Annotated in this window: 20 protein-coding genes; 13 read left to right on the top strand and 7 right to left on the bottom strand. The window is 67.4% G+C overall.

The window, feature by feature from the left end; genetic code table 11:
- Positions 1-73: 73 nt before the first annotated feature.
- Entirely contained in the window at positions 74-796 is a 723-nt protein-coding gene (locus tag AC5RWG_RS12325) for a TetR/AcrR family transcriptional regulator C-terminal domain-containing protein (protein ID WP_494167050.1), read from the bottom strand.
- A 102-nt stretch (positions 797-898) separates the two neighbouring features.
- Between AC5RWG_RS12325 and AC5RWG_RS12320 the strand changes: the two genes are divergently transcribed.
- Together AC5RWG_RS12320 and AC5RWG_RS12315 are read left to right on the top strand one after the other, a co-directional pair.
- Entirely contained in the window at positions 899-1951 is a 1053-nt protein-coding gene (locus tag AC5RWG_RS12320; RefSeq protein ID WP_494167049.1) for an NAD(P)-dependent alcohol dehydrogenase, read from the top strand.
- Between the two features lie 99 nt (positions 1952-2050).
- Positions 2051-2734, top strand: coding sequence for a pullulanase X25 domain-containing protein (locus tag AC5RWG_RS12315; RefSeq protein ID WP_494128598.1), 684 nt, complete (start codon positions 2051-2053; stop codon positions 2732-2734).
- A gap of 84 nt (positions 2735-2818) precedes the next feature.
- Here the strand turns inward: AC5RWG_RS12315 and AC5RWG_RS12310 are convergent, their stop codons facing one another.
- Positions 2819-3340 carry a CarD family transcriptional regulator gene (locus tag AC5RWG_RS12310; RefSeq protein WP_494167048.1) on the bottom strand — a complete coding sequence of 174 codons (522 nt, stop codon included), beginning with the start codon at positions 3338-3340 and terminating at the stop codon, positions 2819-2821.
- Between the two features lie 432 nt (positions 3341-3772).
- Between AC5RWG_RS12310 and AC5RWG_RS12305 the strand changes: the two genes are divergently transcribed.
- Positions 3773-4996: a glycine cleavage T C-terminal barrel domain-containing protein gene (locus AC5RWG_RS12305; RefSeq protein ID WP_494167047.1), complete on the top strand. Its 1224-nt coding sequence runs from the start codon at positions 3773-3775 to the stop codon at positions 4994-4996.
- 206 nt (positions 4997-5202) lie between these two features.
- Here AC5RWG_RS12305 and AC5RWG_RS12300 read toward each other — a convergent pair whose 3' ends face one another.
- Entirely contained in the window at positions 5203-6960 is a 1758-nt protein-coding gene (locus tag AC5RWG_RS12300; protein ID WP_494167046.1) for a sensor histidine kinase, read from the bottom strand.
- Positions 6961-7018: 58 nt separating this feature from the next.
- Between AC5RWG_RS12300 and AC5RWG_RS12295 the strand changes: the two genes are divergently transcribed.
- The 4 genes from AC5RWG_RS12295 to AC5RWG_RS12280 are packed head-to-tail and all read left to right on the top strand — an operon-like array spanning position 7019 to position 10829.
- Entirely contained in the window at positions 7019-8131 is a 1113-nt protein-coding gene (locus tag AC5RWG_RS12295) for a response regulator (protein ID WP_494002211.1), read from the top strand.
- Positions 8128-10080: a glycosyltransferase family 2 protein gene (locus AC5RWG_RS12290; protein ID WP_494024396.1), complete on the top strand. Its 1953-nt coding sequence runs from the start codon at positions 8128-8130 to the stop codon at positions 10078-10080. The genes AC5RWG_RS12295 and AC5RWG_RS12290 overlap by 4 nt, the downstream gene beginning before the upstream one ends.
- The gene (locus AC5RWG_RS12285) at positions 10064-10396 is read left to right on the top strand and encodes an STAS domain-containing protein (protein WP_494167045.1); all 333 of its coding nucleotides are present in this window, start codon (positions 10064-10066) and stop codon (positions 10394-10396) included. Before AC5RWG_RS12290 ends, AC5RWG_RS12285 begins: the two co-directional genes overlap by 17 nt.
- On the top strand, positions 10389-10829 hold the full coding sequence (locus tag AC5RWG_RS12280) for an ATP-binding protein (protein WP_494002208.1): 441 nt from the start codon (positions 10389-10391) through the stop codon (positions 10827-10829). Before AC5RWG_RS12285 ends, AC5RWG_RS12280 begins: the two co-directional genes overlap by 8 nt.
- Positions 10830-10856: 27 nt before the next feature.
- Here the strand turns inward: AC5RWG_RS12280 and AC5RWG_RS12275 are convergent, their stop codons facing one another.
- Positions 10857-12110, bottom strand: a complete 1254-nt coding sequence (locus AC5RWG_RS12275; protein WP_494102344.1) for a M20 family metallo-hydrolase — start codon at positions 12108-12110, stop codon at positions 10857-10859.
- Positions 12107-13801, bottom strand: a complete 1695-nt coding sequence (locus AC5RWG_RS12270) for an amidohydrolase (RefSeq protein WP_494002206.1) — start codon at positions 13799-13801, stop codon at positions 12107-12109. The genes AC5RWG_RS12275 and AC5RWG_RS12270 overlap by 4 nt, the downstream gene beginning before the upstream one ends.
- Positions 13802-13963: 162 nt before the next feature.
- Here AC5RWG_RS12270 and AC5RWG_RS12265 point away from each other — a divergent pair, with 162 nt between their 5' ends.
- The 3 genes from AC5RWG_RS12265 to AC5RWG_RS12255 all read left to right on the top strand — a co-directional run bounded on the left by AC5RWG_RS12265 (position 13964) and on the right by AC5RWG_RS12255 (position 18085).
- Positions 13964-15160, top strand: coding sequence for a helix-turn-helix domain-containing protein (locus AC5RWG_RS12265; protein WP_494002205.1), 1197 nt, complete (start codon positions 13964-13966; stop codon positions 15158-15160).
- 186 nt (positions 15161-15346) lie between these two features.
- Positions 15347-16675, top strand: a complete 1329-nt coding sequence (locus AC5RWG_RS12260) for an MFS transporter (protein ID WP_494002204.1) — start codon at positions 15347-15349, stop codon at positions 16673-16675.
- Between the two features lie 135 nt (positions 16676-16810).
- On the top strand, positions 16811-18085 hold the full coding sequence (locus tag AC5RWG_RS12255; RefSeq protein WP_494024677.1) for an ArgE/DapE family deacylase: 1275 nt from the start codon (positions 16811-16813) through the stop codon (positions 18083-18085).
- A gap of 44 nt (positions 18086-18129) precedes the next feature.
- Here the strand turns inward: AC5RWG_RS12255 and AC5RWG_RS12250 are convergent, their stop codons facing one another.
- The gene (locus tag AC5RWG_RS12250) at positions 18130-18753 is read right to left on the bottom strand and encodes a DedA family protein (protein WP_494167044.1); all 624 of its coding nucleotides are present in this window, start codon (positions 18751-18753) and stop codon (positions 18130-18132) included.
- An 84-nt stretch (positions 18754-18837) separates the two neighbouring features.
- Between AC5RWG_RS12250 and AC5RWG_RS12245 the strand changes: the two genes are divergently transcribed.
- The 3 genes from AC5RWG_RS12245 to AC5RWG_RS12235 all read left to right on the top strand — a co-directional run bounded on the left by AC5RWG_RS12245 (position 18838) and on the right by AC5RWG_RS12235 (position 21241).
- Positions 18838-19851: a pirin family protein gene (locus AC5RWG_RS12245; protein ID WP_494048910.1), complete on the top strand. Its 1014-nt coding sequence runs from the start codon at positions 18838-18840 to the stop codon at positions 19849-19851.
- A gap of 34 nt (positions 19852-19885) precedes the next feature.
- Positions 19886-20155, top strand: a complete 270-nt coding sequence (locus AC5RWG_RS12240; RefSeq protein WP_494167043.1) for a GNAT family N-acetyltransferase — start codon at positions 19886-19888, stop codon at positions 20153-20155.
- Between the two features lie 180 nt (positions 20156-20335).
- Complete coding sequence (locus AC5RWG_RS12235) at positions 20336-21241, top strand: hypothetical protein (protein WP_494002349.1); 906 nt, start codon at positions 20336-20338, stop codon at positions 21239-21241.
- Positions 21242-21245: 4 nt separating this feature from the next.
- Here the strand turns inward: AC5RWG_RS12235 and treS are convergent, their stop codons facing one another.
- On the bottom strand, positions 21246-23609 hold the full coding sequence (treS, locus tag AC5RWG_RS12230; protein ID WP_494002199.1) for a maltose alpha-D-glucosyltransferase: 2364 nt from the start codon (positions 23607-23609) through the stop codon (positions 21246-21248).
- Between the last annotated feature and the right edge of the window lie 53 nt (positions 23610-23662).

The following is a 23662-nucleotide window of genomic DNA, read 5'->3' as shown; positions in this document are numbered from 1 at the left end:
CCTCACGGGCCCTCCTGCCTGCAATCGCGTTCCAGGGTTCCGGTGCCCATGGCCTCGCCCGCGACCCCGTGGTTCAGGGCGAGGGCGCCTCGGCCCGCCCTGGTGACTCTTCGCCAGTCCCGGAGCGGCCCGGCAGCGACGCCGCCAAGCCGCCGATAATGAGGTCGAGGCCGAAGTCGAACTCGTGGCTGAAGTCGTATCCGGGCTGCAGCACATGCTCCACGGCGAACTCCCGCAGGTGTGGATAGTCCTCGACGGTGAACATCTCCACCATCGGCCCGCCGACCTCCGCCAGACTGTCCGGCCCGTCGAAAGGCAACGATGCCTCCTGGAGAGCCGTCCCGTAAACGTACGCATCGAGCACCGCATAGGCGTGGGCCGCCAGCGGCAGCGAGAACCCGGCAGCCCGAAGGGTCCCCAGGGTCGCATCGTGGTGGCGCAGGTTTGCCGGTCCCGGCGCGGTGCGCGATTCCATCAAGGCTATGGCCCACGGGTGGCGGCGCAGCACGTCGCGGGCGGAGGCGGCACGCCGCTTCAACTCCGCCTTCCACTCCCGGCCCGGCACCGGCAGCTCTATCTCTTCGAAGACGGCGTCGACGATGCCGTCGAGGATCTCGTCCTTGTTCCGCACGTGGTGGTAGAGCGACATCGGTTTGGCGTCCACTGCCTGGGCCAGTGAACGAATTGTCAGGCGGGCCAGCCCGCCGCCGTCGGCGATGTCCATCGCGGCGCGAAGCACCCGTTCCCTGCTGAGTGGCTCACGTTGCGAGGGGGCGCTGCCCGGTTTTTTGATCATTGTTCCCGCGACTATAGCATTCTCGTACTTTGTACGGTAGCTTCGTACATTGTACGAAGTACTTGGGCTCCACATCATCCACGTCCTCGAGAAGGAAGTCCCATGGAACCAACAGAATCCACCCCTTCGGCCGCGAACACGCAGCCGGTTCCCGGCAGCGGCTCCCCCGACCCCACAAGACCCACCATGCGCGCCATAGTGCAGACCCGGTACGGAATCACCGATGCCCTGCACCCCGAAGAAATCGCAGTACCGGAGGTCGGCGAAAGCCAAGTCCTCATCAAGGTCCGCGCCGCAGGCCTGGACCGCGGGACATGGCACATGGCCACCGGCCTGCCGTACCCGGTCCGCGCCGTCTCCGGGTGGAAGTCCCCGAAGAACCCGGTCCCCGGGCTTGACGTCGCGGGAACGGTAGCGGCGGTAGGAAGTGCCGTCACGAAATTTTCGATCGGAGACGAAGTCTTCGGTTTCGGCAAGGGTTCCTTCGCGGAATTTGCGGTGGCAGCGGAGTCGCTGCTGGCCCGAAAGCCGGCAGACCTGACTTTCGAGCAGGCAGCGGCCCTTCCGGTCTCCGGCGTGACAGCGCTGCAGGCGCTGCGGGACGCCGGCCGCGTACAGGCCGGGCACCGCGTACTCATCACGGGGGCCTCCGGCGGCGTCGGCACCTACGCCGTGCAGATAGCCACGGCCCTGGGCGCCACGGTCACCGGCGTCTGCAGCGCCGCCAAGGCGGAGCTGGTGCGGAGCCTCGGTGCCGGGAGCGTCATCGACTACGCCCGCGAAGACTTTGCGGTAGCAGGACACAAGTATGACGTGATCGTGGACATCGCCGGGAACCCGTCCCTGTCGCGCGTGCGCCGGGCTCTTGCAGCGGACGGCACGGCGGTTATCGTCGGCGGCGAGCACGGCGACCGCTGGACGGGCGGCCTGTTCAGGCCGCTGGGCGGAATGATCCTGTCCCTCTTCAACCGGCAGCGTGTTGTCATGTTCATGGCCCGCCAGGCGGCTTCGGACCTCGAACGGCTGAGTGAGCTGATCGTCTCGGGGCAGCTGAAGCCCGTGCTCGACCACACTTATCCGCTGGAGCAGATGCCGGAAGCACTCCGCCGCCTGGAGGCCGGCGAGGTGCGGGGCAAGGTGGTCATCAAGGTCTAGGGGAGCCGACACACAACGCCAAATAGTGGTGCTCGGCACGGCCGGGTAACAGACTGGGAGCGTCACCAGTTCCGGCAGCCCCGCGAAGGAGCCACGGCCATGCTCAAAACCCATCTGCGTCTCAAACCTGTCCTCGAGATTCTGGCGGCGGCAGCCGCAACCGGCACCCGGCCTGACGCCAGGGACGTCATCAGCGAGGCCTTGCGGCGCGTACCGCCGACCGCGCACGAGAAGGAGTTGCTGAGCGGCGGTGTGCCCCGCGGCTTCAAAAACCTGACGACGGCGACCGCGCGGCTGGTGAAAGCCGGCTGGATGTCGAAGGGCCGCGGCGGGTGGGCCATCACCGAGGACGGGCTGCGGGCGGTCACCGCCTTTCCCGATGCGGCCGAACTGGCCGCGGCCCTCGCGGCGGGAACCCCGCTGCCGGAACCGTCGCCGCCGGCGGCGGAGCCCGCCCTGTCCGCCGACCAACCCGCCGGAGTCGCCGTGGTGGGCGACTTTGGCGTGCTGCTCGGCGCCGACCAGGATTGGGACCCGGCCGACGGGGCGGTGCAGATGCGCTTCGACGCCACGGACGGCTTGTGGAAGCTGGACGCCGAGCTGCCCGCCGGCCGGTATGCGTTCAAGTTCGCACTGAACGGCTCGTGGGAGGAAAACTACGGGGCGTATGGCGTGCTTGACGGCGCCAACCACGAGTTCCAGCACGACGGCGGCGCGCTCACCATCGCGTACGACCACGCCATCCATGACCTGGCCGCGACGTCCCGACTGGTCCGCGCCTGACCCTTCGGGGCTTGGCGCGTCATGCGCGCCGCCCGTCTAGCCCGTCGTCGTCAAGCCCGCCGTCGCCATGCCCGCCGTCGTCGTTCAGGCGCTGGCCAAATGCTCCGCCTCCGGCACCAAACCGGTCGCCACGGCGTCGAGGATCTCTTCGGCTTCCTGCAGGTCGATGCCCCTGGACAGCGCAATTTCCGTGACGAGCGGCTTCTTGGCGTACTGCATCATGTCCTTCTCGGCGTGGGACATGCTGCCGTTGGCGTGCAGCCGCCGGACGAGGTCGCGCACCAATCCGGCGATCACGAAGATGTCGCCGGTACGGAGCCGTTCCTGGTTGTCCTTGAAGCGCCGGGACCACTGCGGATCCTCCTCCCGCGACGCGGCGCGCAGCACGTCGAACAGTGCCTCCAACTGTCCCTCGTCGAAGACCGGCCGCAGCCCGACTTGCTCGGCACGCTCCAGCGGGACACCGACCGTCAGGTTCGAGTTCTTGACCTCCAGCATGACGTAGCGGCATTCCGCGTCCTGCCGCAGGGGCCGGGTCCTGATGCCGCGGACAACGGCCGGACCATGGTGCGGGTGAACAAGGGTTTGACCTTCAGCAAAAAGCATCTAAGAGTCCTCTGATTCGCACGAGCGCCACACTCGACATCAGTGGACGGAGCGCCCTGGGGGCCCTCGCGCCAGACGGTCGTCCCACGGGTCGAAACTGCGGCCCGCAGACCGGGGCTTCGACATTGTGAGCACGCGGATCGGCTCGGATCCATGCGGATGGACCCGCCCCGAACCCGCGAGCTTGGCTGCCTCAATTATCTCACGCATGCGGCCGATGTCCCCGGGAATGATGACGGCCGGTGGAGCCCCTCGCGACCTGGGCCCGCGCCGAAGATGGGACGCCGCGGCGCCGCGCAACCGGCTGGCGCTGCCCCTTGACTCCCATGCGGAGCGACTGCCACCATGGCAGTCTCAGATGGCGCAAAGTTGCGCATCATGCGCAACTCCTCAGGTCCGGCTGGCGCCAGAACCTCGAAGGAGGAAGCCCCTATGTCGGAGATTCTCGATTCTGGCTCCGCCCAGTTCAACGGCACCGATTCGTCCCGCGTTAACCCCAACCCGGCCATCACCCTTTACACGCGGCTGCGCAAGTCCCCTTACTTCTGGAAGTCGCGGGAGCACGGCGTCGCGGCCTACAGCGTGTACAACCACACCTACCACCCGCGCCATTACGGCGACCCGGTCAGCGAGTACTGGTCGCTGCTGAACGACGTCACCCTGTGGGACGTCGGCGTGGAGCGGCAGCTGCAGATCAGCGGCCCGCAGGCCTTCGACTTCACCAACATGCTCACCCCGCGGGACCTGACCAAGTGCGAGGTGGGCCAGTGCAAGTACGCCTTCATCACCGCCGCCGACGGGGGCATCATCAACGACCCCATCCTGCTGCGCGTGGAGGAGAACAAGTTCTGGCTCTCGCTGGCGGACAGCGACGTGCACCTGTGGGCCATGGGCCTGGCGCACGCCGGCGGCTGGGACGTCACCGTGGAAGAGGTGGACGTGGCGCCCGTCCAGGTCCAAGGCCCGAAGGCCAAGGGGCTGATGTCCGACCTGTTCGGCCCGCAGATCCTGGACATGCCGTACTACTACATGCAGCACCACACCCTCAACGGCATGGACGTGGTGGTCAGCCGGACCGGCTACACCGGCGAGGTCGGCTACGAGATCTACCTCTACAACGCCACCGCAAACGCCGGGCGCCTCTGGGACACCGTTTGGGAAGCCGGGCAGGCGCACGACCTGCGGGTCATTGGTCCCTGCCACATCCGCCGGATTGAGGCGGGCATGCTTGCCTACGGGTGCGACATCACCCTCGGCACCAACCCATTGGAGGTCGGCTACGACTACAACTGGATGGTGGATCTGGACCAGGAAGCGGACTTCGTGGGCAAGGAAGCGCTCGGCCGCATCCGGGAGAAGGGCATCGACCGGCTGATGGTCGGCGTTGAGATTGGCGGCGAGCCGCTGGGCAGCTACAACGACGGCTCCATGATCGAGCCTTTCCCGGTCTCGGTCGGCGACGGCTCCCCCATCGGGGAGGTCACCAGCGCCTGCCATTCCCCGCGGCTTGAACGGAACATCGGCCTGGCCATGGTGCCGATCGACCTCAGCGGCGAAGGCACCACGCTGTCCATCCACACGCCCGAGGGAGTCCGCGAAGGCCAGGTCGTCCAGAAGCCCTTCGTCGACCCCGCCAAGTCCACACCCAAGGACTGAAACCGCCAGAACCACAACGACGGCGGAGCCCACCTGTAGAAGGCGGGCCCCGCCGTCGTTCGCAGCTACGTCCAGGCGACGTCGCGCACAGGGGCGCCGCCCGCTGCGGTGAGCTTGAGCGGGAAGAAGCCGACCCGGCAGCTGGCGGGCAGCGTGGTGGCGTGCCCGATGGTCTGCACGATCAGGTTGCGGCAGGGCGGCGGGGTTTACGGCTCTTGCCGGGCGCCGACGGTGGCGCCTTGGACGCTGGTCTTATCGGCTTCGGATTCATCGTCCCGGGGCGGCCCCGCTACGGGCAGGGTAAACGTGAAGACGCTGCCCCGGCCGGGCTCGCTCTCACAGCTGATGCTGCCGCCGTGCCGTTCCACGATGTCCTTGGACAGGGCAAGTCCGAGGCCCAGCCCCGGGATGGAACTACGGCGGGCGGCGGGACTGCGGAAAAACCGCGTGAAGACGTTGCGGCTCTCCTCGGCACCCATCCCCATGCCCCGGTCCGCTACCTCGCATCGAACCATTTCGTCGCCGCCGGTGCAGCTGACCGTGACGTCACCGCCCTGCGGGGAATACTTGATGGCGTTGGACAGCAGGTTATCCAACACCTGCCGGACCCGCGCCGGGTCGCAGACCACCCGCAGGGGAGGCGGCGCCTGTACGGCGAGCGTGATGCCGCCGGCGGCGGCCCGGGGTTCTGCTGCTGCGGCGGCCTGCGCGACAATATCCCCGAGATCCGCAGGAACCGGCTGCAGCTCGGAGAAGCCGGCGGCCGTCCCCAGCAAATCCTTTACCAGGGCGAGCAGCTGGTGCGAATTGCGGAGGATGGTGTCCAGGCCTGCCGCCATGTTCTCCGGCAAGTCCGGCGTCAGCGCCAGCAACTCGGCATACCCCTGGATGGAGGTCAGCGGAGTTCGCAGTTCGTGGGACACGCTGGACAGGAAATCACTCTTCGCTTCCAGCGCGGACACCAGTTCCGTGACGTCGTTGAAGGCGAGGACGGAGCCTTCGCGCCGGCCGCTGCCGTCGACCATCGCCTGGGCGGACGCGGAGAGTACCCGTTGCCGCGGGGGCCGGCCGAACCAGACCAGGTATTCGGCAAACGACTCGCCGCGCAGTGCGCGGCGGATGGGCCGATCCTGGACGGGCATAACCGATTTGCCTCCGTCGGCATAGAGCTCGAGCCTGGATTCCGGCGCGTCCTCGTCGCCCGACGGCAGCGCCAGGCGGCGCAGCTCTTCCTGCCGACGGTTGCGCAGAGTCGGGTTGCCGTCCTCATCGACGGCCAGGACCCCCACGTTCACGGCGTTGACGACGGCTGACAGGAGCCGTTCGCGCTTGTCGCTGGCTTCCAGCAGCGCGCGGAGCCTTGCGTCCTTGGCCTCGACCACCTGCTGCTGTTCCATCATGCTCGCGGTCATGACCCGGACGGTGATTCCGATGGCCAGCATCATGAAGGGGATGAGCAGCGGGTGGATTAACGCATCGAAAGTGACGGCAGGCTGCTTGAGGAACACCGGAATCCACACCATCGCCAGGGCGGCCAGCGCGCCCCCGATGACGGACAGCCGCGGCAGTTGTCCGGAGGCCGCCAGCCAGATCACCGGGAAAGCGGCCAGCAGCCCTACCCCTGTCAGGAGCGACCCGGCGCCTTCGCGCAGCAGGCCGATCGGAATGAAATCCAGCAGCGGGATGATCAGGAACGACGGGTACGGCAGCTTCTCCCACGGAACGAGGAAACACGCCGCCAGCAGTACCGCGTTGAGCACCATGCTGAGTTCAAAGAGCGGATTCACCAGGAGCGGGGGAGAAAAAAGCCACGTGCCCACCCCCAGGAACAGCATGGTGATGGACAGCGGCAACTGGCTCATCACTACCCGCCCGCGCAGTGAGAGGTCGTGGAACTTCACCCGATGCAGGGTCAGCAGGTCGAGGATTTTTTCCATGGCGGCGAACTCCAATATCGTCGTCACGGGCGGATTCTGCAGTGACGGATGTGACAAACGGGAAGATAACCGCCTTAATGAAAGCATGCCAGCTGCCCCCAGCAACCGCCGTGCCGTCATAGTCGAGGACAACGCGGACATCCGCCGGTTGCTGGCCCAAATCGTCTCCGACCAAGGCTTCACGGTGGCGGAGGCAGAAAACGGGCGGGACGGCCTCGAGCTGGTCCGCAACGGCGGCGCCGACCTCATTACGTTGGATTTGAACCTGCCCGATCTGGACGGCATTGAAGTCTGCCGGCAGGTCAGGACCTTTTCCGACGCCTACATACTGATGATTACCGCGCGCGCTGAGGAGCTGGACCGGCTCAGCGGGTTGAACACGGGCGCCGACGATTACATCAGCAAGCCGTTCAGCCCCCGGGAGCTCCAGGCAAGAATCGGAGCGCTTTTCCGCCGCCCGCGATCCCAACCCGTTGAGGCGATTCCTAGCGAAGACCAGAAACGCGCAGCCGAGGTTCAGCGCAGCCTTCTGCCGGCCGAGCCCCTGAGACTTCAAGGCTATGAGATCGGCGGCCGTTGCCGGCCCAGCCGAAGCGTGGGCGGGGACTTTTTCGACTGGTGCGCCACGGAAAACGGGCTGCAACTGACGGTCGCCGATGCCATGGGCAAGGGCATGGGCGCTGCCCTTATCGCCGCGACGGTTCGCGCGGTGTTGCGCGCCTCCCACGGACACGCGGACATCGTCCCGGCCTTCCAGGCGGCGAGCCAGTCGCTCGAGAGCGACCTGGCCCAGTCCGACTCCTTCGTCACGATCTTTCATGCCAGGCTGGACGCCGGGAACTCTACGGTCGACTACGTGGACGCGGGGCACGGGCTTGGGCTGCACCTCTACGACGGCGGCCTGCGCCGCCTGCCCTCGGGTGGCCCGCCCGTCGGTGCCGTCCCGGGCAGCACGTGGGCCGCAAGCCGTCTGCTGCTGGAGCCCGGCGAATCGCTCCTTGTACTCAGCGACGGGCTTCTCGATGCCTTCGACTCGGTGGACGCAGCCATGGACGCGGTGGCCGCCGTTGCCAGCTCCGGTGACGATGTCCGGGACGTCTGCGATGCCGTGTTGGACCTGGCCGGCGCCGCGGTGGCGGACGACATCACCGCCGTGATGCTGCGCCGGTGCCCGGCAGACAGCCCGGTACCCTTGTGAAACGTTTTGCCATACGGCTGCTGGTGGTTCTGACGGTCATCCTCGGAACCAACTACCTCGCGTGGCGATGGCTCGACTCGCTCAACTGGTCGGCGTGGTGGATAGCCGTCCCCTTGGTGCTGGCCGAGACCTACAGCCTGATCGACGTCGGACTCTTTGGTTTAACGGTCTGGCGGTTCCGGGAGCGCAAAGCGCCGCCACCGCCTGCGGACGCCACCGTCGACGTTTTCATCACCACCTACGACGAGCCGCTGGACCTCGTCATGGCTACCGCGCTGGCGGCGCGGGACATCCGTTACCCCCACAGCACCTGGATTTTGGACGATGGCGCCAGGCCGGAGCTGGGCGAACTGGCCGCCCGCCACGGGCTGGGCTACCTGACCCGCACCGGTGACTGGGCGGACAAGCCGCGGCACGCCAAAGCGGGCAACCTGAACAACGCGCTGATGATGACCCACGGGGAATTCCTCTTGATCCTCGACGCCGACCAGGTCCCCCGGCCTGACATTCTGGACAAGACGCTGGGGTATTTCAACCAGCGCAGGGTCGCCCTCGTCCAGACCCCCCAGTACTTCAGCAACGTTCCGGCCGACGATCCGCTGGGCAGCCAGGCCCCGCTGTTCTACGGGCCCATTCAGCAAGGCAAGGACGGCTGGAACGCAGCGTTCTTCTGCGGTTCCAATGCCCTGCTCCGGCGCGAAGCGTTGATGCAGCTGGGCCTGGCCGGCTATGTCACCGAAGTCGACCGCGGGGTTCACCGCGCGCTCGCAGGGGCGCGAAGTGCCATCCGCAAGGCCCGAAGGTCCCCGGAGGCGGCAGATCCACTCGTGGCAATGCTGCTCGACGACGTGGAGGCCGCCACCGACACGGCCCGCGCCAGCCTCCGAAGCGGCGGGTCGCTCAGCGAAATCACTTATGACCTCCGGAAGAAGGTCGACGACGCCGTGCGGTCCTTGGTTGCCGAGAACTTCGCGGCCGTGGAAGCGGACCTGGCCGAGATCGCCGCCATGGAACTCGGGGGCACGGCCGGTGTGCCCGAGCCGGACGAATTGGACGGCGCGCTCGAGCGGATGTCCCGGCGGGATTGGTCCCCGCTGGGGGCGCTGGGATCAGTGCAGGCGGTGCTGGACGCCGTCTCGATAGAACGCCCCGACGAGGCCCAGCCGGTGATGCCGTTGGCCACTATCTCCGTGACAGAAGACATGGCGACCTCGATGCGGTTGCATTCGATGGGGTGGCACAGCGTCTACCACCACGAGGTACTCGCCCACGGCCTGGCCCCGGAGGACCTCAAAACCATGCTGACCCAGCGGCTGCGCTGGGCCCAGGGCACCGTCCAGGTCATGCTGCGCGAGAACCCGCTGGCGCAACGCGGGCTGAGGCTCGGCCAACGGTTGATGTACTTCTCCACGATGTGGAGTTACCTCAGTGGCTTTGCCGCGGTGATCTACTTCGCCGCGCCAATCGTCTACCTCACCCTGGGCATCCTCCCCGTCAACAGCCTGAGCACGGACTTTTTCATCCGGTTCATCCCGTTCATGGTGGTCAACCAACTGCTGTTCGCCGTGGTGGGCAAGGGCGTCAGCACTTGGCGCGGGCAGCAGTACAGCCTCGCCCTCTTCCCCACCTGGATCAAGGCCTGCACGACGGCGGCCCGCAACGTGTGGCTGGGACGGCCCCTCGGCTTTGCCGTCACTCCGAAAGCCCGCCAATCCGGGGGGAGCAGCTGGAACCTGATCACACCCCAGCTGGTCACCATGGCTTTGCTGGTTGCTGCCCTCCTGACGGGCGCGGCAAGACTGGCGGCCGGACTGAACGAACCCGTGGGCACGCTGGTGAACGTGGCCTGGGTTATGTTTGATTTGCTGATTCTGGGCGTGCTGGTCAAGGCCGTCAGGTACAAAGGGTTCAAGCCCGACGAAAGGAACGTGGATGCAGTTCACCGTTGAGACCACGCCCGCCTATGCCGAAGTCATCGGGAGCGGCCGGCTCAACATGGTCGCAGCACCCCGCCTCCGGGAAGTTGTCACGGCCGTCGTGGCTAAAGGAAACCACCATGTGGTGGTGAATATGGCGGGTACGGAGTTCATGGACTCCTCCGGCCTCGGGGCGCTCATCGGCTGCCTGAAGATCGCCCGGCAAGCCGGGGGCGACCTCCGCATCGCGAACGTGCAGCCGCAGGTGAGGATGGTGCTTGAGCTGACCAGCATGCACCGCGTGCTGACTCCTTACCAGAGCGTCGACGCGGCGTTTTCCGATGACTGAGGTCCTCGCCCGAACGACACGCCAGGGGCTGGCCACGGCCGAAACCGTCGAGGCCCTGCACGAGGACTTCGAGGCGCTGTGGACGAAAGCCGACTTCGTTCCGGACTTGGACCGGATGGCCTTCTCGACTGCCGTGATCGAGGCCGCCACCAATGTGGTCCAGCACGCCGTCCCTGCTTCCGAAACTCCCCTCCAGCTCGGTGTTGAGATCACCATCTGGTCCCGCCGGTTGGAAGCACGCATTTCCGAAATCGGCGCAGCACCTTCCAGCCCCGGCATCTCGAACCCGCAAGAGCACGACGTCGACGACGAGTCGGAGTCAGGGCGCGGACTCAACCTGATCCATGCCTTGGTCAGCACCGTCACCTTCGAGCGCCACGGCGAGGACAACGTATGGGTCCTCTGCCGCCATGCCTCCGAGGACAGCGCCTGAAGCCGCCGTCCGGCTGCTTACCGGCTCCTAGCCGGCCGCGAGCTCCCCGGCGACCAGCCGCCGCGCGACCTCGGTCAGCAGTTCCACGCCGCGCACGGCGTCGTCGTCCCGGGTGAATTCGGCCTCGTTGTGGGAGATCCCTTCGACGCTGGGAACGAAGAGCATGACCGTCGGCACAACGTCCTTCAGGTTCGTCGAGTCGTGGCCGGCCACGGTCATGATATCCGTGTGGCTGAACCCGAGCCGCTCCGCGCTGGCGATGCCGAGCGCCACGCCCGCGGGCTGGTAGGACACCAGTCCCCACCGGTGGGTCAGCTCCAAACCGACCGTCGTCCGGGACACGGCCTCCGCCTCGGCGATCCTTTTGTCCAGCAATTCCATGGCGCGGGCCAGGACGTCCTCATCCGGCGACCGCAGGTCCAGGTTCATGACGGCCTGGCGCGCAATGGTCACTGGCGAGTTGGGCAACACGTACATCTCGGAGACCGAGGTGTGCAGCTGGCCGGGGGCGAACTCCGCGGCGAGGTCGCGGGCGGCGGAGATGACCAGGGCGGCTGCGTAGAGGGCATCCCTGCGGTCCTCCATCCGGGTGGAGCCGGTATGCGACTGCTCCCCGTCCACCGTGACGCGGTACTTGCTCGCCGCCCACGTGCGGTCCACGATTCCGACCTGCGTGCCGGTTTCCTCAAGGCTCCGGCCCTGTTCAATATGGATCTCGGCGTAACGGGCCACGTCGGCGAGCCGGGGGGCGCCGTCGTCGGCGGTGCGGTGGCCGGCGGCCAAGGCCGCGGCAACCGTCGTCCCGGCCGGATCCGCGGTGGCCAGCGCCTCTTCCAGGGGCAGCTTCCCCGTGAAAACCGAACTGCCCATCATGCTGGGCGTGAAGCGGCTGCCTTCCTCGTTGAACCAGTTGACCACGGCCACGTTGTAGACCGGGTCGATCCCGCCCGCGGCAGCTTCGGCCGCCACGCGGGCCGCGGCGTGGGCCCCGGCCAACACGCCGTAGGCGCCGTCGTACCGCCCGGCCAACGGCTGGGAGTCCAGGTGCGAGCCGAGCAAGACATAGGGAGCACCGGGAACAAGTTCAAGGGTCCCGAACTGGTTTCCGGCGGCGTCTACCTTTTCCGTGAAGCCGTGCCGCGCCAGCCACTCGCCGAACCACCGGCGGGTGGCATGGTCCTCCGGCGTACCGGCCTGCCGGTCCACGCCGCCGCCGGCGGTCGCGCCGAACCCGGACATGGCACCGAAGTCGTCAAGAAATTCCTGGCCGGTCGTGCTCATCGTGCTTCCTCCCCCGTCGACGCCGTCGCCGCATCAGCGGATTCCAGTGCCGGAAATTTCTCCGCGCCGAAGCGGATGTCGCCGCCCACCATGGTGGCCAGCACCTGCGTGGCGCCGATGCGCGACGGCTCGACGGCGGTGGGGTCTTGGTCCAGGAAGACCAGATCGGCCAGCAGGCCCGGTACCAACCGGCCCTTGATGTCCCCCGCTCCCGTCGCCGCCGCGGAACCGACGGTGTAGGCGGCCAGCGCCTCGGCCGCGGTGATCCGCTCGTCGGGGCCGTATACCTCGCCGGACGGGGTCAGCCGCTCCACGAACGATTGGATCACGTCGAGCGGACGGCCGTTGGACACCGGTCGGTCCGAGCTGCCCGGCAACGTAGCGCCGCGCCGCAGCAGGCTGTTGGCCGGGTAGGACGTCGCCGTCCGCTCCGGACCGAGCAGCCGCGCCATGCCGTCGCCGAACTCGGTGATGAAATGCGGCTGCGGCACCAGGACGATGCCGGCCGCGGCGATGCGGTCCAGCTGCTCCGGCCGGATCACGCCGCCGTGCTCGATCCTGTTGGGCAGCGGCCTGTGGCCGTAGGTTTCCTGGGCTTCGGTGATGATGTCGATCGCGTGGTCGATGGCGTGATCCCCGATCGCGTGCATCGCGATGGACCACCCGGCGCGGTACGCCTCGAGGGACGATGCGCGCAGCACTTCGGCGTCCATTTGCAGGTAGCCGTGGTTGTGGGGGCAGCCGACATACTCTTCGGTGACGTAGGCGGTGCTGCCCAGCAGCGATCCGTCGCTGAAGATTTTCACCGGTCCCAGCCGGAGCCAGTCGTCCCCCAAGCCGGTGCGGATGCCGGCATCGAGGCCGCGCGAGACCGGGTCTGCGTCGTGCCCTGGAACCTCGTGCAGGGCATCCAGAACCAGCATGGGTTGCATCCGGACGCTCAGCAGCCCCTTGTCCCGTGCACTCTGGTAGGCGCCGAACTCGCGCGGTGAGTAGCCGATCCAGCCGCCGGCGATGCCTGCGTCGGTGACGCTGGTGATGCCCTCGGTCAGATAGTGGGTGGTCGCGAGGTCCAGCGCGCGTTCGATGGTCGCCAGCGGGTAGGGCAGCATGATGTCCTGCACCAACCGCATGGCGTTCTCTTCCAGCAGCCCGGTGGGCCGGCCCTGGGCATCCGTGACAACGACGCCGCCATCGATCGGCGCGGCAAGGTCGGCGCCGCGTGCGGCGATGAGATCGAGTGCAACACCGTTGACATTGCAGGCGTGGCCGGAGGAGTGCTTGATCCATACCGGGCGGCCGCCGGCGGCAGCATCGAGCCGGTCGCGGTCAGGCTGGGCTCCGCCGTGCAGCAGCGGGCTGTACCCCGAGGCCACCACCCATTCGTCCTCCGCCAGCGTGGACGCGGCGTCGGCTATCACCGCATAGGCCTCATCGAGGCTGGCGACGGTCCCCAAATTCGCTTCCATCAGGCCGAGCCCGAACCAGACGCTGTGGGCGTGCACGTCATTGAAGCCGGGGACGATGACCGCACCGGCGGCGTCGACGACCCTCCGGGCCCGGGGCGCGGCCTGCGGGTCGACGTCGAGTGCCAGCACCTTCCCGTCGTGGATCAGCAGGTTTTCTGCCACCGGATGTCCGGGGTCCTGGGTCAGTATGCGGGCGTTGCGGATCAGGAGATCGACGAGCATGAGTCCTCTTCGTGCTTTCGCTGCGGCGTGCCCGGAGCGGTAGATGGCGCAGCCAGCCGTGCCCGGCGCCGCCTCCATTTCAACACTGGAGCAATGTCACGCTCAATGGACAAAAGACGCCATCTCCGGCGGAAGGATTAGGCAAATGCATAAGATGGATGCATGAGCGAGCCGCGCGTAGAGCCCTTCCCCCACGACGCCAGCCGGCATTGGGACTTCAATCCCGACCCGTCGGCCGAACCTCAGTGGACCGAACTTATCCGGCGCCTGTGGCAGGAACGCGATTTACTGGTCAGCGACTTCCTGGCGCGCTTTGCGGCCATCTCCTATGAGGGGGCGTTGGTTCCGGACGAGGATGTCCGCCGGACAGCGGTGGACACGATGGAGATGTTCCTGTTCCAGATGGCCGGCCTCGAGTTGCCGCCCGATCTTCGGTCCCTGCCGAGGGATGTGGCTTCCCGCCGGGCACGCCAGGGGGTTCCGCTGGAGGCCTTCCTGAGCGCGGTACGCAACGACTTCCGGGTCCTGTGGAAAGGCCTTGAACGCGTTGCGCGGGGGCACGGCACCGACGTGCTCGTTGCCAACATGGACCGGGTCTTGGACACTGTGGAGAGATATGTCAGCAGCATCCAGCAGGCGTTTTCGGAAGAAGAAGCCCTGCTTGCCCGCGACAAGCAGCTGCACCGGCAACGGCTGCTTTCGCGGCTCTTTAACACCGACACCCAAAACACCGGCGAGGTCTCCGACATCGCCGCCGGCTTGGAAGTAGAAAGCTCGGACGTGTTTGAACTGATTGCGGTCACCAAGGAGGCCGCGGCGAAGTTGCCGGACCAGCCGGCGGCCGACCGTCACACCTTCTCCTACGAACGCGCCGGCGCCCTCTACCTTTTCCGGGTAAGCCGAGCCGGACGGACCTGGCAGGACGATCCGCCCGAATTTCCGGCCGGCTATATGCCCGGCGTGGAGGGCCTGGCCGCGATTCCGCAGGCGGCAGCGGCGGCTTTGGTTTTGGCCGCCAAGCACGGTGCCGATACGGGGCTGGCCACCATCGCGGGCACCTGGATGTCCATCGCCCGGGACCTCCTGGAGAAGGCGCTCCCCGGATTCTCGCTCCCCGTCACCACGGCACTGGACCACTGCACGCCGCATGAGCGCCAGCGGTTGCTGCAGGTGGCGCAAAGTTACGGCCGCACCGGTTCGATCAAGGAAACCGCGGAGGAACTTTACTGCCACCGAAACACGGTGGTCAACCGGTTGCATTCGCTGGAGGAAGTCATCGGGCTGGACATGACGGTTCCGGCGCAGGCAGCGCTCGCACTCGTGGCGCTCGCGGACTACAAAAATGGGCACAAGTTGTGAAAAGGCACAAGTAAGCGTTGTCAAGCCGGTGAGTATTGTCATTGTTCAGGGGAATGGCACTACCTTACAGTCGAGAGGTACTTCACAGCTCTACCTCGGGATGTCCTCCGTTCAGGGCCATAGGAATTACGGGCTGCCGCTGCCTCCTCCAACGATGCCGGCCCCGCACAGCTTGAAAGGCAACACGTGACGACGCCGCAATCTCTCAACACCCCCGGCGCTCCGCCGAAAGTCTCCGGCAAGGACGCAGGCAAGATCGCCCGGGCCGCCTTCGTCGGAACGGCTCTCGAGTGGTACGACTACTACCTCTTCGGCACGGCCGCGGCGTTGGTGTTCAACCGCCTGTTCTTCACCGAACTGGATCCCACGGCCGCGTTGCTGGCTTCATTCGCCACCTTCGGCGTCGGCTTCGCAGCCCGCCCGATCGGCGCCATGCTCTTCGGCTACATCGGCGACAAGTACGGCCGCCGGCCCGCCCTGCTGACCACCATCGTCATGATCGGCGTCGCCACCGGCCTGATCGGCCTGCTGCCCGACTTCGGCAGCATCGGCCTGGCGGCCCCGATCCTGCTCGCCGTCCTGCGGCTCGTCCAGGGACTGGCCGTGGGCGGCGAATGGGGCGGCGCGGTCACGATGGCCGTCGAGCACGCCCCGGCCGAGAAGCGCGGCCGGTACGCCGCCCTGGTCCAGGTCGGCTCGCCGGTGGCGACCCTGCTGGCCTCCACGGCGTTCACCCTCGTGCTGCTCTTCCCGTCCGACTTCTTTGACGCCTGGGGCTGGCGCATTCCCTTCCTGCTGGCCTTCCCGATGCTCCTGATCGCCCTGTGGATCCGGCTCAAGGTGGAGGAGTCGCCGATCTTCAAGGATCTGCTGGCCCAGGAAGAGACCTCCAAGGTCCCGGCCTTCGACGTCTTCCGCAACGCCGGCGGCCGCCTGGTGGTTGCCGTGCTCGCCGCCCTGCTGGGCGTGGGCGGCTTCTACATGATCACCACCTTCGTGGTCAGCTACGGCGTCAACACCCTGGGTGTGGACCGCAACGTGATGGTCAACGCCACCCTGATCGCCGCCGTCGCCCAGATCATCGTCACCATCCTGATGGGCCGGCTCGCGGAAAAGATCGGCCCGGGCAAGGTCACCATGTGGGGCGGCATCCTCACCGCCGTCCTGGCCTTCCCGTTGTTCGCCATGATCGACACCAAGTCCCCGCTGCTGATCACCCTGGCCATCACCTTCGGCATCATGCTGATCGCCGTGGCGTACGCGGTCAACGGCGCGCTGCTGACCGAACTGTTCCCGGCGAAACTGCGTTACTCCGGCGTGGCCCTGGGCTACAACATCGCCGGCGCGACCAGCGGCTTCATGCCCATGATCGCCACCGCCATGCTCGGCGTCTCCGGCAACCAATCCTGGGGCGCGGCCATGATCCTTGCCATCATCGCGCTGCTCACGGCCCTCGGCGGGTTCCTCGGCGAACGGCTGCGGGTCAAGGACAAGCAGATCGTAGCCGACAGCTAAGTCCCCACGCCCGCCCCACCCCGGGGCGGGCTCCGGCCTCCGGTGGACACCGCCTCCGGAAGCCAGCCTCTCACCACCTCGCGGGGGAGCCGTCCAGCCGGGCGGCTCCCCCGCGCCATATCAAGGAGCATTCGGATGATCAATGACGAACAGTCCCAACGTATTCTCGATGCCGTCGACGCCGCGTTCGACGCGCAGCTGGCCTTCACCCAGGAGCTGGTGAAGCACCCGTCGCTCCGGACCGCGGAAGGCAGCGCCCAGGACCTGCTGCACACGGCGATGGCCGCCCGCGGCCTGGAAATGGACCGCTGGCAGCTGGATCCCGACGAGCTCGCCACGCATCCGGGCTTCGGCCCCGTCACCGTCTCCTACGACGACGTCGACAATGTTGTCGGCACCTACCGGCCTGCCGCCGAAACCGGCCGCTCGCTCATCCTGAACGGACACGTCGACGTGGTGCCGGAAGGGCCGGAAGAGGCATGGTCGCGCTCCCCCTGGGATGCTCCCATCATCGACGGCTGGATGTACGGCCGCGGCGCCGGCGACATGAAGGCCGGCCTGGCCGCCAACCTCTTCGCGTTCGACGCCGTCAAGGCGGCCGGCCTCGAACCCGCCGGCCGCATCCACTTCCAGTCCGTCGTCGAAGAGGAATGCACCGGCAACGGTTCCCTGTCCGCGCTCATGCGCGGCTACCGGGCGGACGCGGTCATCATTCCCGAGCCCGAAGAGGACATGCTGGTCCGGGCCAACGTCGGAGTGCTCTGGTTCAAGGTGCGTGTCACCGGCAACCCGACCCATCCGCGCGAGATGGGCACCGGCTTCAACGCCATTGACGCCGCCTACACCGCCATCACCGCCCTGCGCGAAGTCGAGGAGAAGTGGAACGCGGAGCGGGGCCGGCACCGCTACTTCGAGGACCTGGAACACCCCATCAACTTCAACTTCGGGCAGATCATCGGCGGCGACTGGCCCTCCAGTGTGCCCGCCTGGTGTGAATTCGATGTGCGGGCGGCCATTTACCCAGGGATCCCGGCCGAGCAGGCCTGGCGCGAACTGCAGGAATGCCTCGCCCGGCTGGGGACCGGCCCCGAGCCGATCAAGGCCGTCGCCACCAAAACCGGATTTTTCTCCGAAGGCTACGTGCTGGAGCCCGGCAGCGAAGCCGAGTCCCTGCTGGAGAGCACGCACGAGCAGGTCTTCGGTCAGGAGCTTGGCAGTTTCACCACTCCCGGCTACCTGGACGGGCGTGTCTTCGCGCTCTATGCCGACACGCCCGCGCTTGTTTACGGCCCGGTCTCCGAAGCGATCCATGGCTTCGACGAGCGGGTATCCATCGAATCGGTCCGTCGAATCACCAAGAGCATCGCTCTGTTCATCGCCAACTGGTGCGGCGTGGAAGAGCGGGCCTGATGCAGTCGCCGGCACCCGCGCTTCCTGCCGGTGCCGGCGACCGCCTAGCGGCCCCGTTTCCCGATGGACTCCATCCGTTGCCGGTTTTCCCACCACTTCAACGTGTGGTTGATCAGCGACCCGAGCACCAAGGACGCTGCGATGGCGAGCAGCACCGCGAACTCGGTGGACAGCTGCGGCCACACGCCCGACGCGGTGCCAATGCCCACCGAGTAGGCGGACCACAGCACACCGGCCAGGGCGGAGTGGGCCAGGAACCGGCGGCCCGGCTGGGGAATCATCGCGGCGGCCACATTAAGCGTCACCCGCCCCATGGGCACAAACCGGGACGTCAGCACCAGCGGCAGCCCCTTGCGGCCCAGCCCGGTGCGGGCCTTGCGGAAGCCTGACTGCCAGTGTCGCCCGGAGAACACCTTCCGCTCGGCGAGGTTGAAGCGGCGCACCAGAAAGAACGTGCCGGCGTCACCCGCTACCGCACCGGCCAGCATGGCGGCCGCCAGTACGTAAGGATCGAGGTGGTCCGAGTGCACCGAGAGCGACCCCAGCGCGACGAACAGCGTGGTGCTAGGCACCGGAGGAACCAGCGCGGAAACGGTCACGAAGAGCGCACCGGCAGGGTAGATCCACCAGTAATCCAGGCTGCGCAGCAGTTCGCCGAGTTCGTCCATCCCCCCATCCTCCCCGATGCACGGCGGTGCAGGTGCAACGCTGCATCTGGCGGCACGCTGCAAGCGCCCGTCTAAACTGAGGCCATGAGCAACCTGGAGGCGGCACCGAGGGAAGTTGTCTGTTCACTGGAAGCAGACTCCGCCGACGCGGAGGTCCTGGCGCCGCGTGACGTCCCGCTGGGCGGCATCCGGGCCATGAATGTCCGCCGCACCCTGCCGCAGAAACGGCGCAGCCTGATCGGTTCCTGGTGCTTCCTGGATCATTACGGGCCCGACCTGGTGTCCGGTACCGGCGGCATGCAGGTTCCCCGCCACCCGCACACCGGCCTGGCCACGGTCAGCTGGCTGTTCTCCGGCAAGATCGCGCACCGGGATTCGGCCGGGTTTGAAGCCATCGTGCGCCCGGGGGAAGTGAACCTCATGATCGCCGGCCGGGGCATCTCCCACCAGGAATTTTCGACGCCGGACACCACCGTCCTGCACGGCGCGCAGCTCTGGTTCGCCCTTCCGGACTCGACCCGCAACATGCCGCCGACGTTCGAACATTATGCACCGGAACCCGTCGTCGGCGACGGGACGGAGTTGCGCGTCTTCTTCGGTTCGCTGGCCGGCTCCACGTCTCCCGTCAACACCTACACCCCTCCGCTGCTCGGTGCCGAAGCCACGCTGCGTGCGGGGTCCCGGCTGGAACTCGCCCTGGACGCCGGGTTCGAACACGGAGTCCTGCTGGATACCGGCGACCTCCGGCTGGACGGAAACGACGTCCCGGTGGACCACTTGGTTTACCTCGCCCCCGGGCGAAAGCGCCTCGTCCTCGAGGCCGGGGACGCCCCGGCCCGGCTGCTGCTCATCGGCGGCCAGCCGCTGGGCGAGCAGATCATCATGTGGTGGAACTTCGTGGGCCGGAGTCATGAGGAGATCGTGGCGTACCGCGCCGCCTGGCAGGCCGAGATCGACGTCGACCCCGCGCCGGAACCCGAAAACGGCACCTATCCGGACGGTGCCCCGTATCCCCGGTTCGGCCCCTTCCCCGACGGGACGCCCGCACCGCTGCCCGCCCCGACGCTGCCGACCGTCCAGCTGCGACCCCGCGGCTGAGCACTGCCGGACCGACCCATCATCAGGAGTAACCATGGAAGCCGACGCCCCCATCGCCGTCCGCAGCAATGCCGGACGGCGCCGCTACGAACTGGTGGACGGCGGCAAGGTGATCGGCAAGGCCCACTGGTTGCCGTTCGAGGGGCCGTCGGGCCCCGAGCGTGTCTTCTTCCACACCACCGTTGACGAGAAGTATGCCGGGCAGGGACTGGCCGGACGCCTGGCCCGCTACTCGCTGGATGACACCGCCGCTGCCGGGGTGTCCGTGGTGACCGTATGCCCCTACTTTAAGGCCTACGTCTAAAAGCACCCGGAGCACCTGCCCCAGACCACCCCGGTGCGACCTGAACACGTGCAAGCGGTCGAACGCGTCGCGGGCTAGGGAGACCGCCGGAACCCTTTGCCGTTGCCAACAGTTCTTAACGGGGAGAGATGACCCCGTGCACCGGCTTCCACCGGGCAGGCAAGGAGCGGAACCGTGGGAATGTTCGACAAGCTGGTCCAAAAGGGCAAGCAAAAGGCCATCCAGTACGCCAAGGAGCAATTGGCCCAACGCACCGGACAGCAGCGCCCGCCGCGGCCCCAGGACTCCGGCCGGGGACCCGGCTACGGCCAGGAGGCAGGCTACGGGCGCGGCCAAAACCGCGAATACGGCCAGGACCCTAACTACGACGGCGGTTACAACCGCGGCTACGGTCAGGACCGTGGTTACGACCGCGGTTACGGGCAGGACCGTGGTTATGGGCAGGACCGCGGCTACGACGGCGGGTACAACCGTGGCGGGGGCGACGGCGGTCAAAGGTATCCGTCCCGGCCGCAGCCTCGCGACGGCAGGCCCGGGCAACCCGCCGGCCGGGACGCCGACCAGGCGGCCATCGCGAAATACAAGTACATGCTGCAGACTGCACCGCCCCAGGACATGGAGCGGGCCCACGCCGAAGCCTTCAACCGGTTGACCCCGCAGCAGCGCGCGATGCTCCGGGACGAGCTCAACAGCCAGCTCCCCGCGGCAGAGCGGGCCGCCTCCGACCGGCCCGAGACGCTGGCCAGGACCGCTACCCGCGCCGAACTGGCGCAGCCGGGCTTCATGGAACGGATCCTCGGCCGGAGCGGAACGGGGCGGGGCGGCGGCCGCCTTGCCGCCGGAGCCGCCGGCGCCGCGGGAGGTCTGGGCGCCGGCCTGCTGGCCGGTGTGGCCGCCGGCTTCGTCGGCTCGGCCATCGCCGGTCCCCTGCTGGAAGGATTCTCCGGCATCGGGGAAGGACTGGCCGGCGCCGCGGAAGGATTCGGCGACACCGTCGCCTCCGCCGGTGAGGGCTTTGCAGACAACGCAGGCTTCGGTGGTTTCTTTGGCGACGGCGCCGAGGGGCTCGGCGACTGGGAGATCTAGCGGATCAGGCACCCGCCTGGGGAGCGTCGTCGTCGGCCTCGGCAACCGGCGGCGCGATCAGCAAGGCGGTGCCCGCGTACGGTCCGAGGTGGAGATAGAAGCTGTGCAGGTCGTCCACCGTGCCGATTGTTTCGCCGCTGAACGCGTCGGTCACTTCGGAGCCCAGCTCCAAAGCTTCGGAGCGGACGGTACCGGCGATTTCCTGCCCGGAGAAGTTCAGGACCGTGACCTCTTGCCCGCCCGAGACCAGTTGGTGGACCATCACCAGCATGCCGCGATGGGAGACGTCGGGAACATCTATCAGGGCGCTCTTGGCGATGCCGTGCTCTTCCCGGACCGCCAGGATGCGTGCCAGCTGCCGGGCGAACGACGCTTCGTCCTCGAGCTGCTCGGGCAGCGTGCCGTACAGGGCCTTGCCCATGGGCATGCCGGAGGTTGACGTCTCGGCTGTCGGGTCGAAACCCATCAGGTCATGGGCGCTGCGGTTGATCCAGCGCGTGTCGCCCCGGGACATCAGCCGGGCCACCCGGCTGCGCTCCAGCGGCAACATCCCGCACAGGTCCCAGCCGGAGAGCGCGAAGACCCCCGGCTGCAGCGCGTTGTACATGGCCAGCAGCAGGTGCACGCGGCAGATCTCGGCCGACTGCTCTTCGGTGATCGAATCCAGGTCGGTGATGCCCAGCACCGCGGTGATCACGCTGGCCGTGGTACAGGCGATTCCGTTGGCGGTGAAGACCAGGTTGTAGGGGGCGGCTTCGCCGGTGATCCCGTCCCGCAGGGTCTGCTGGACCTTGTGGGCCAGCTCCGCGCCGGTGAGCTCCTCGCCGTCGAGCTCGTAGACGTCGTCCTTGTGCTTGGTGGTGAAGTGCACCAGTTCGTAGGTGAGCTCGTCGTGGTTCTGCAGCGCGTGCACCAGCGACGCCTGGTCTACGCCGATGTCCATGGCCAGGCGCAGCGTCAGCCGGAGAAACTCGGTGTCCGCGGTGACCAGGGCGTGGTGGTACGCCGGGCGCGTCACGAAGTCGTAGGACAGGTCCGGGCCGGTTTCCGAGGTGGCCTTGATGTCGTCGATGCTGAGGTTCAGCTCCTGGAAGGTGAAGCCGCCGACCTTGCGGACCATGCTGCCGATGATCTGGTTGGCCGCCGCTGAGAGCGGATGCCCCTCGGACCAGCCCGGCGTTTCCTCGGCGCTCTTCTCCACGCCCAGGAAGCCGTTGGCGTCCAGCCGGAGCGCCCCGGTCCCCAGGTCCACCAGCGAATGCAGGGCATCGCCCATCACCAGGCGCATGCCGGAGAAGGTGGGGTCCAGCCAGTTGATGGACGGCTGGCCGGCCTTGAAGTAGTGCAGATAGACCCAGCGGTGGGCCTTGCCCTCGGTGTCCAGGACCGGCGGGGTGGCGCTCCAGTTGGTTTCCTTGACGCCGGGTTCGTAGAAAATGACCCGCTGGAGTTCGCCTATGATGTAGCCGGCCTGCTGGAGCCGGCGCTCGGTCGCGACGTCGATATTGACCGAGTCCTCGCCCTCGGGGACATCCGGCAGCAGGTCCCAGTCGGACTCCGGGATGTCGATCATGTGGTAGATGCCCGGATAGTCGCGGAAGTTCATCTCCGCCAGCCGGAAGTCTGCTCCCTTGCCGGTGTGGCCGGGCACAATATCGTCCACGATCGTGCCGCCGTGTTCGGCGGCCACCCCGCACATGCTCCGGAACTCGTCCTCGGTGCCGAACAGCGGGTCGATCGCCATGCTAATGCGGTCGAAGTGCCCGTCCACGCTGGGGGTATGGTTCCAGCCGGTCAGGCCGCCGGCCAGCTTCACCGGCCCGATGTGGATGGCCTTGATGCCGATCTGTTGGAAGGCCTCCCAGAGCGCGGCATCGCCCAGCGCCGCCAAGAACGTCTGTCCGGGCCTGGTGATCAGCGACAGCGGGTAGGCCGTGAACCAGACCGAGGCCCGCTCCACCGCCGCCCGCGGATTCGGGTACGCGAACGGGTTCTGCCACATGCTGGCCTGCCCGGAGAGCTGGCGCCCCAAAACCTTCGCGTCGCCCAGCATGGACTGGTTGCGCAGCCACTCCACATAGACCTTGTTGCGCGCGTCCGGCTCGAACGGCGGTTGGCCGGGGACGAACTGGCGGCGGCGGGCCGTGGGGCGCAGCGAGCGGGGACGGGCCGGGTAGAACTGCTCGTCAAAGCTGATGTCCGGCGCCTGGGGTTCGGCGAGGGGCTCGACGGCGGTGTTCCCGCCGTCTGCCGCGGCGGCATCCCCGTCTGCCCTGGCAGCACCCCCGTCCGCCCTCGCGGCAGCACCGCCGTCGTCATGGTTGGTGCGGTCAAGGACGGGATCGTGCCGCAGAACCGAATCCTTCATGGCGTCATCTCCTTTGTGCTCGACGGCTGGAATTCTCCAGACGGGCTCTACCC

The organism is Arthrobacter sp. Y3221160, assembly GCF_059092585.1.
Note: the sequence above shows the minus strand (reverse complement) of the source record. Positions and strands in the feature narration are given on the sequence as shown.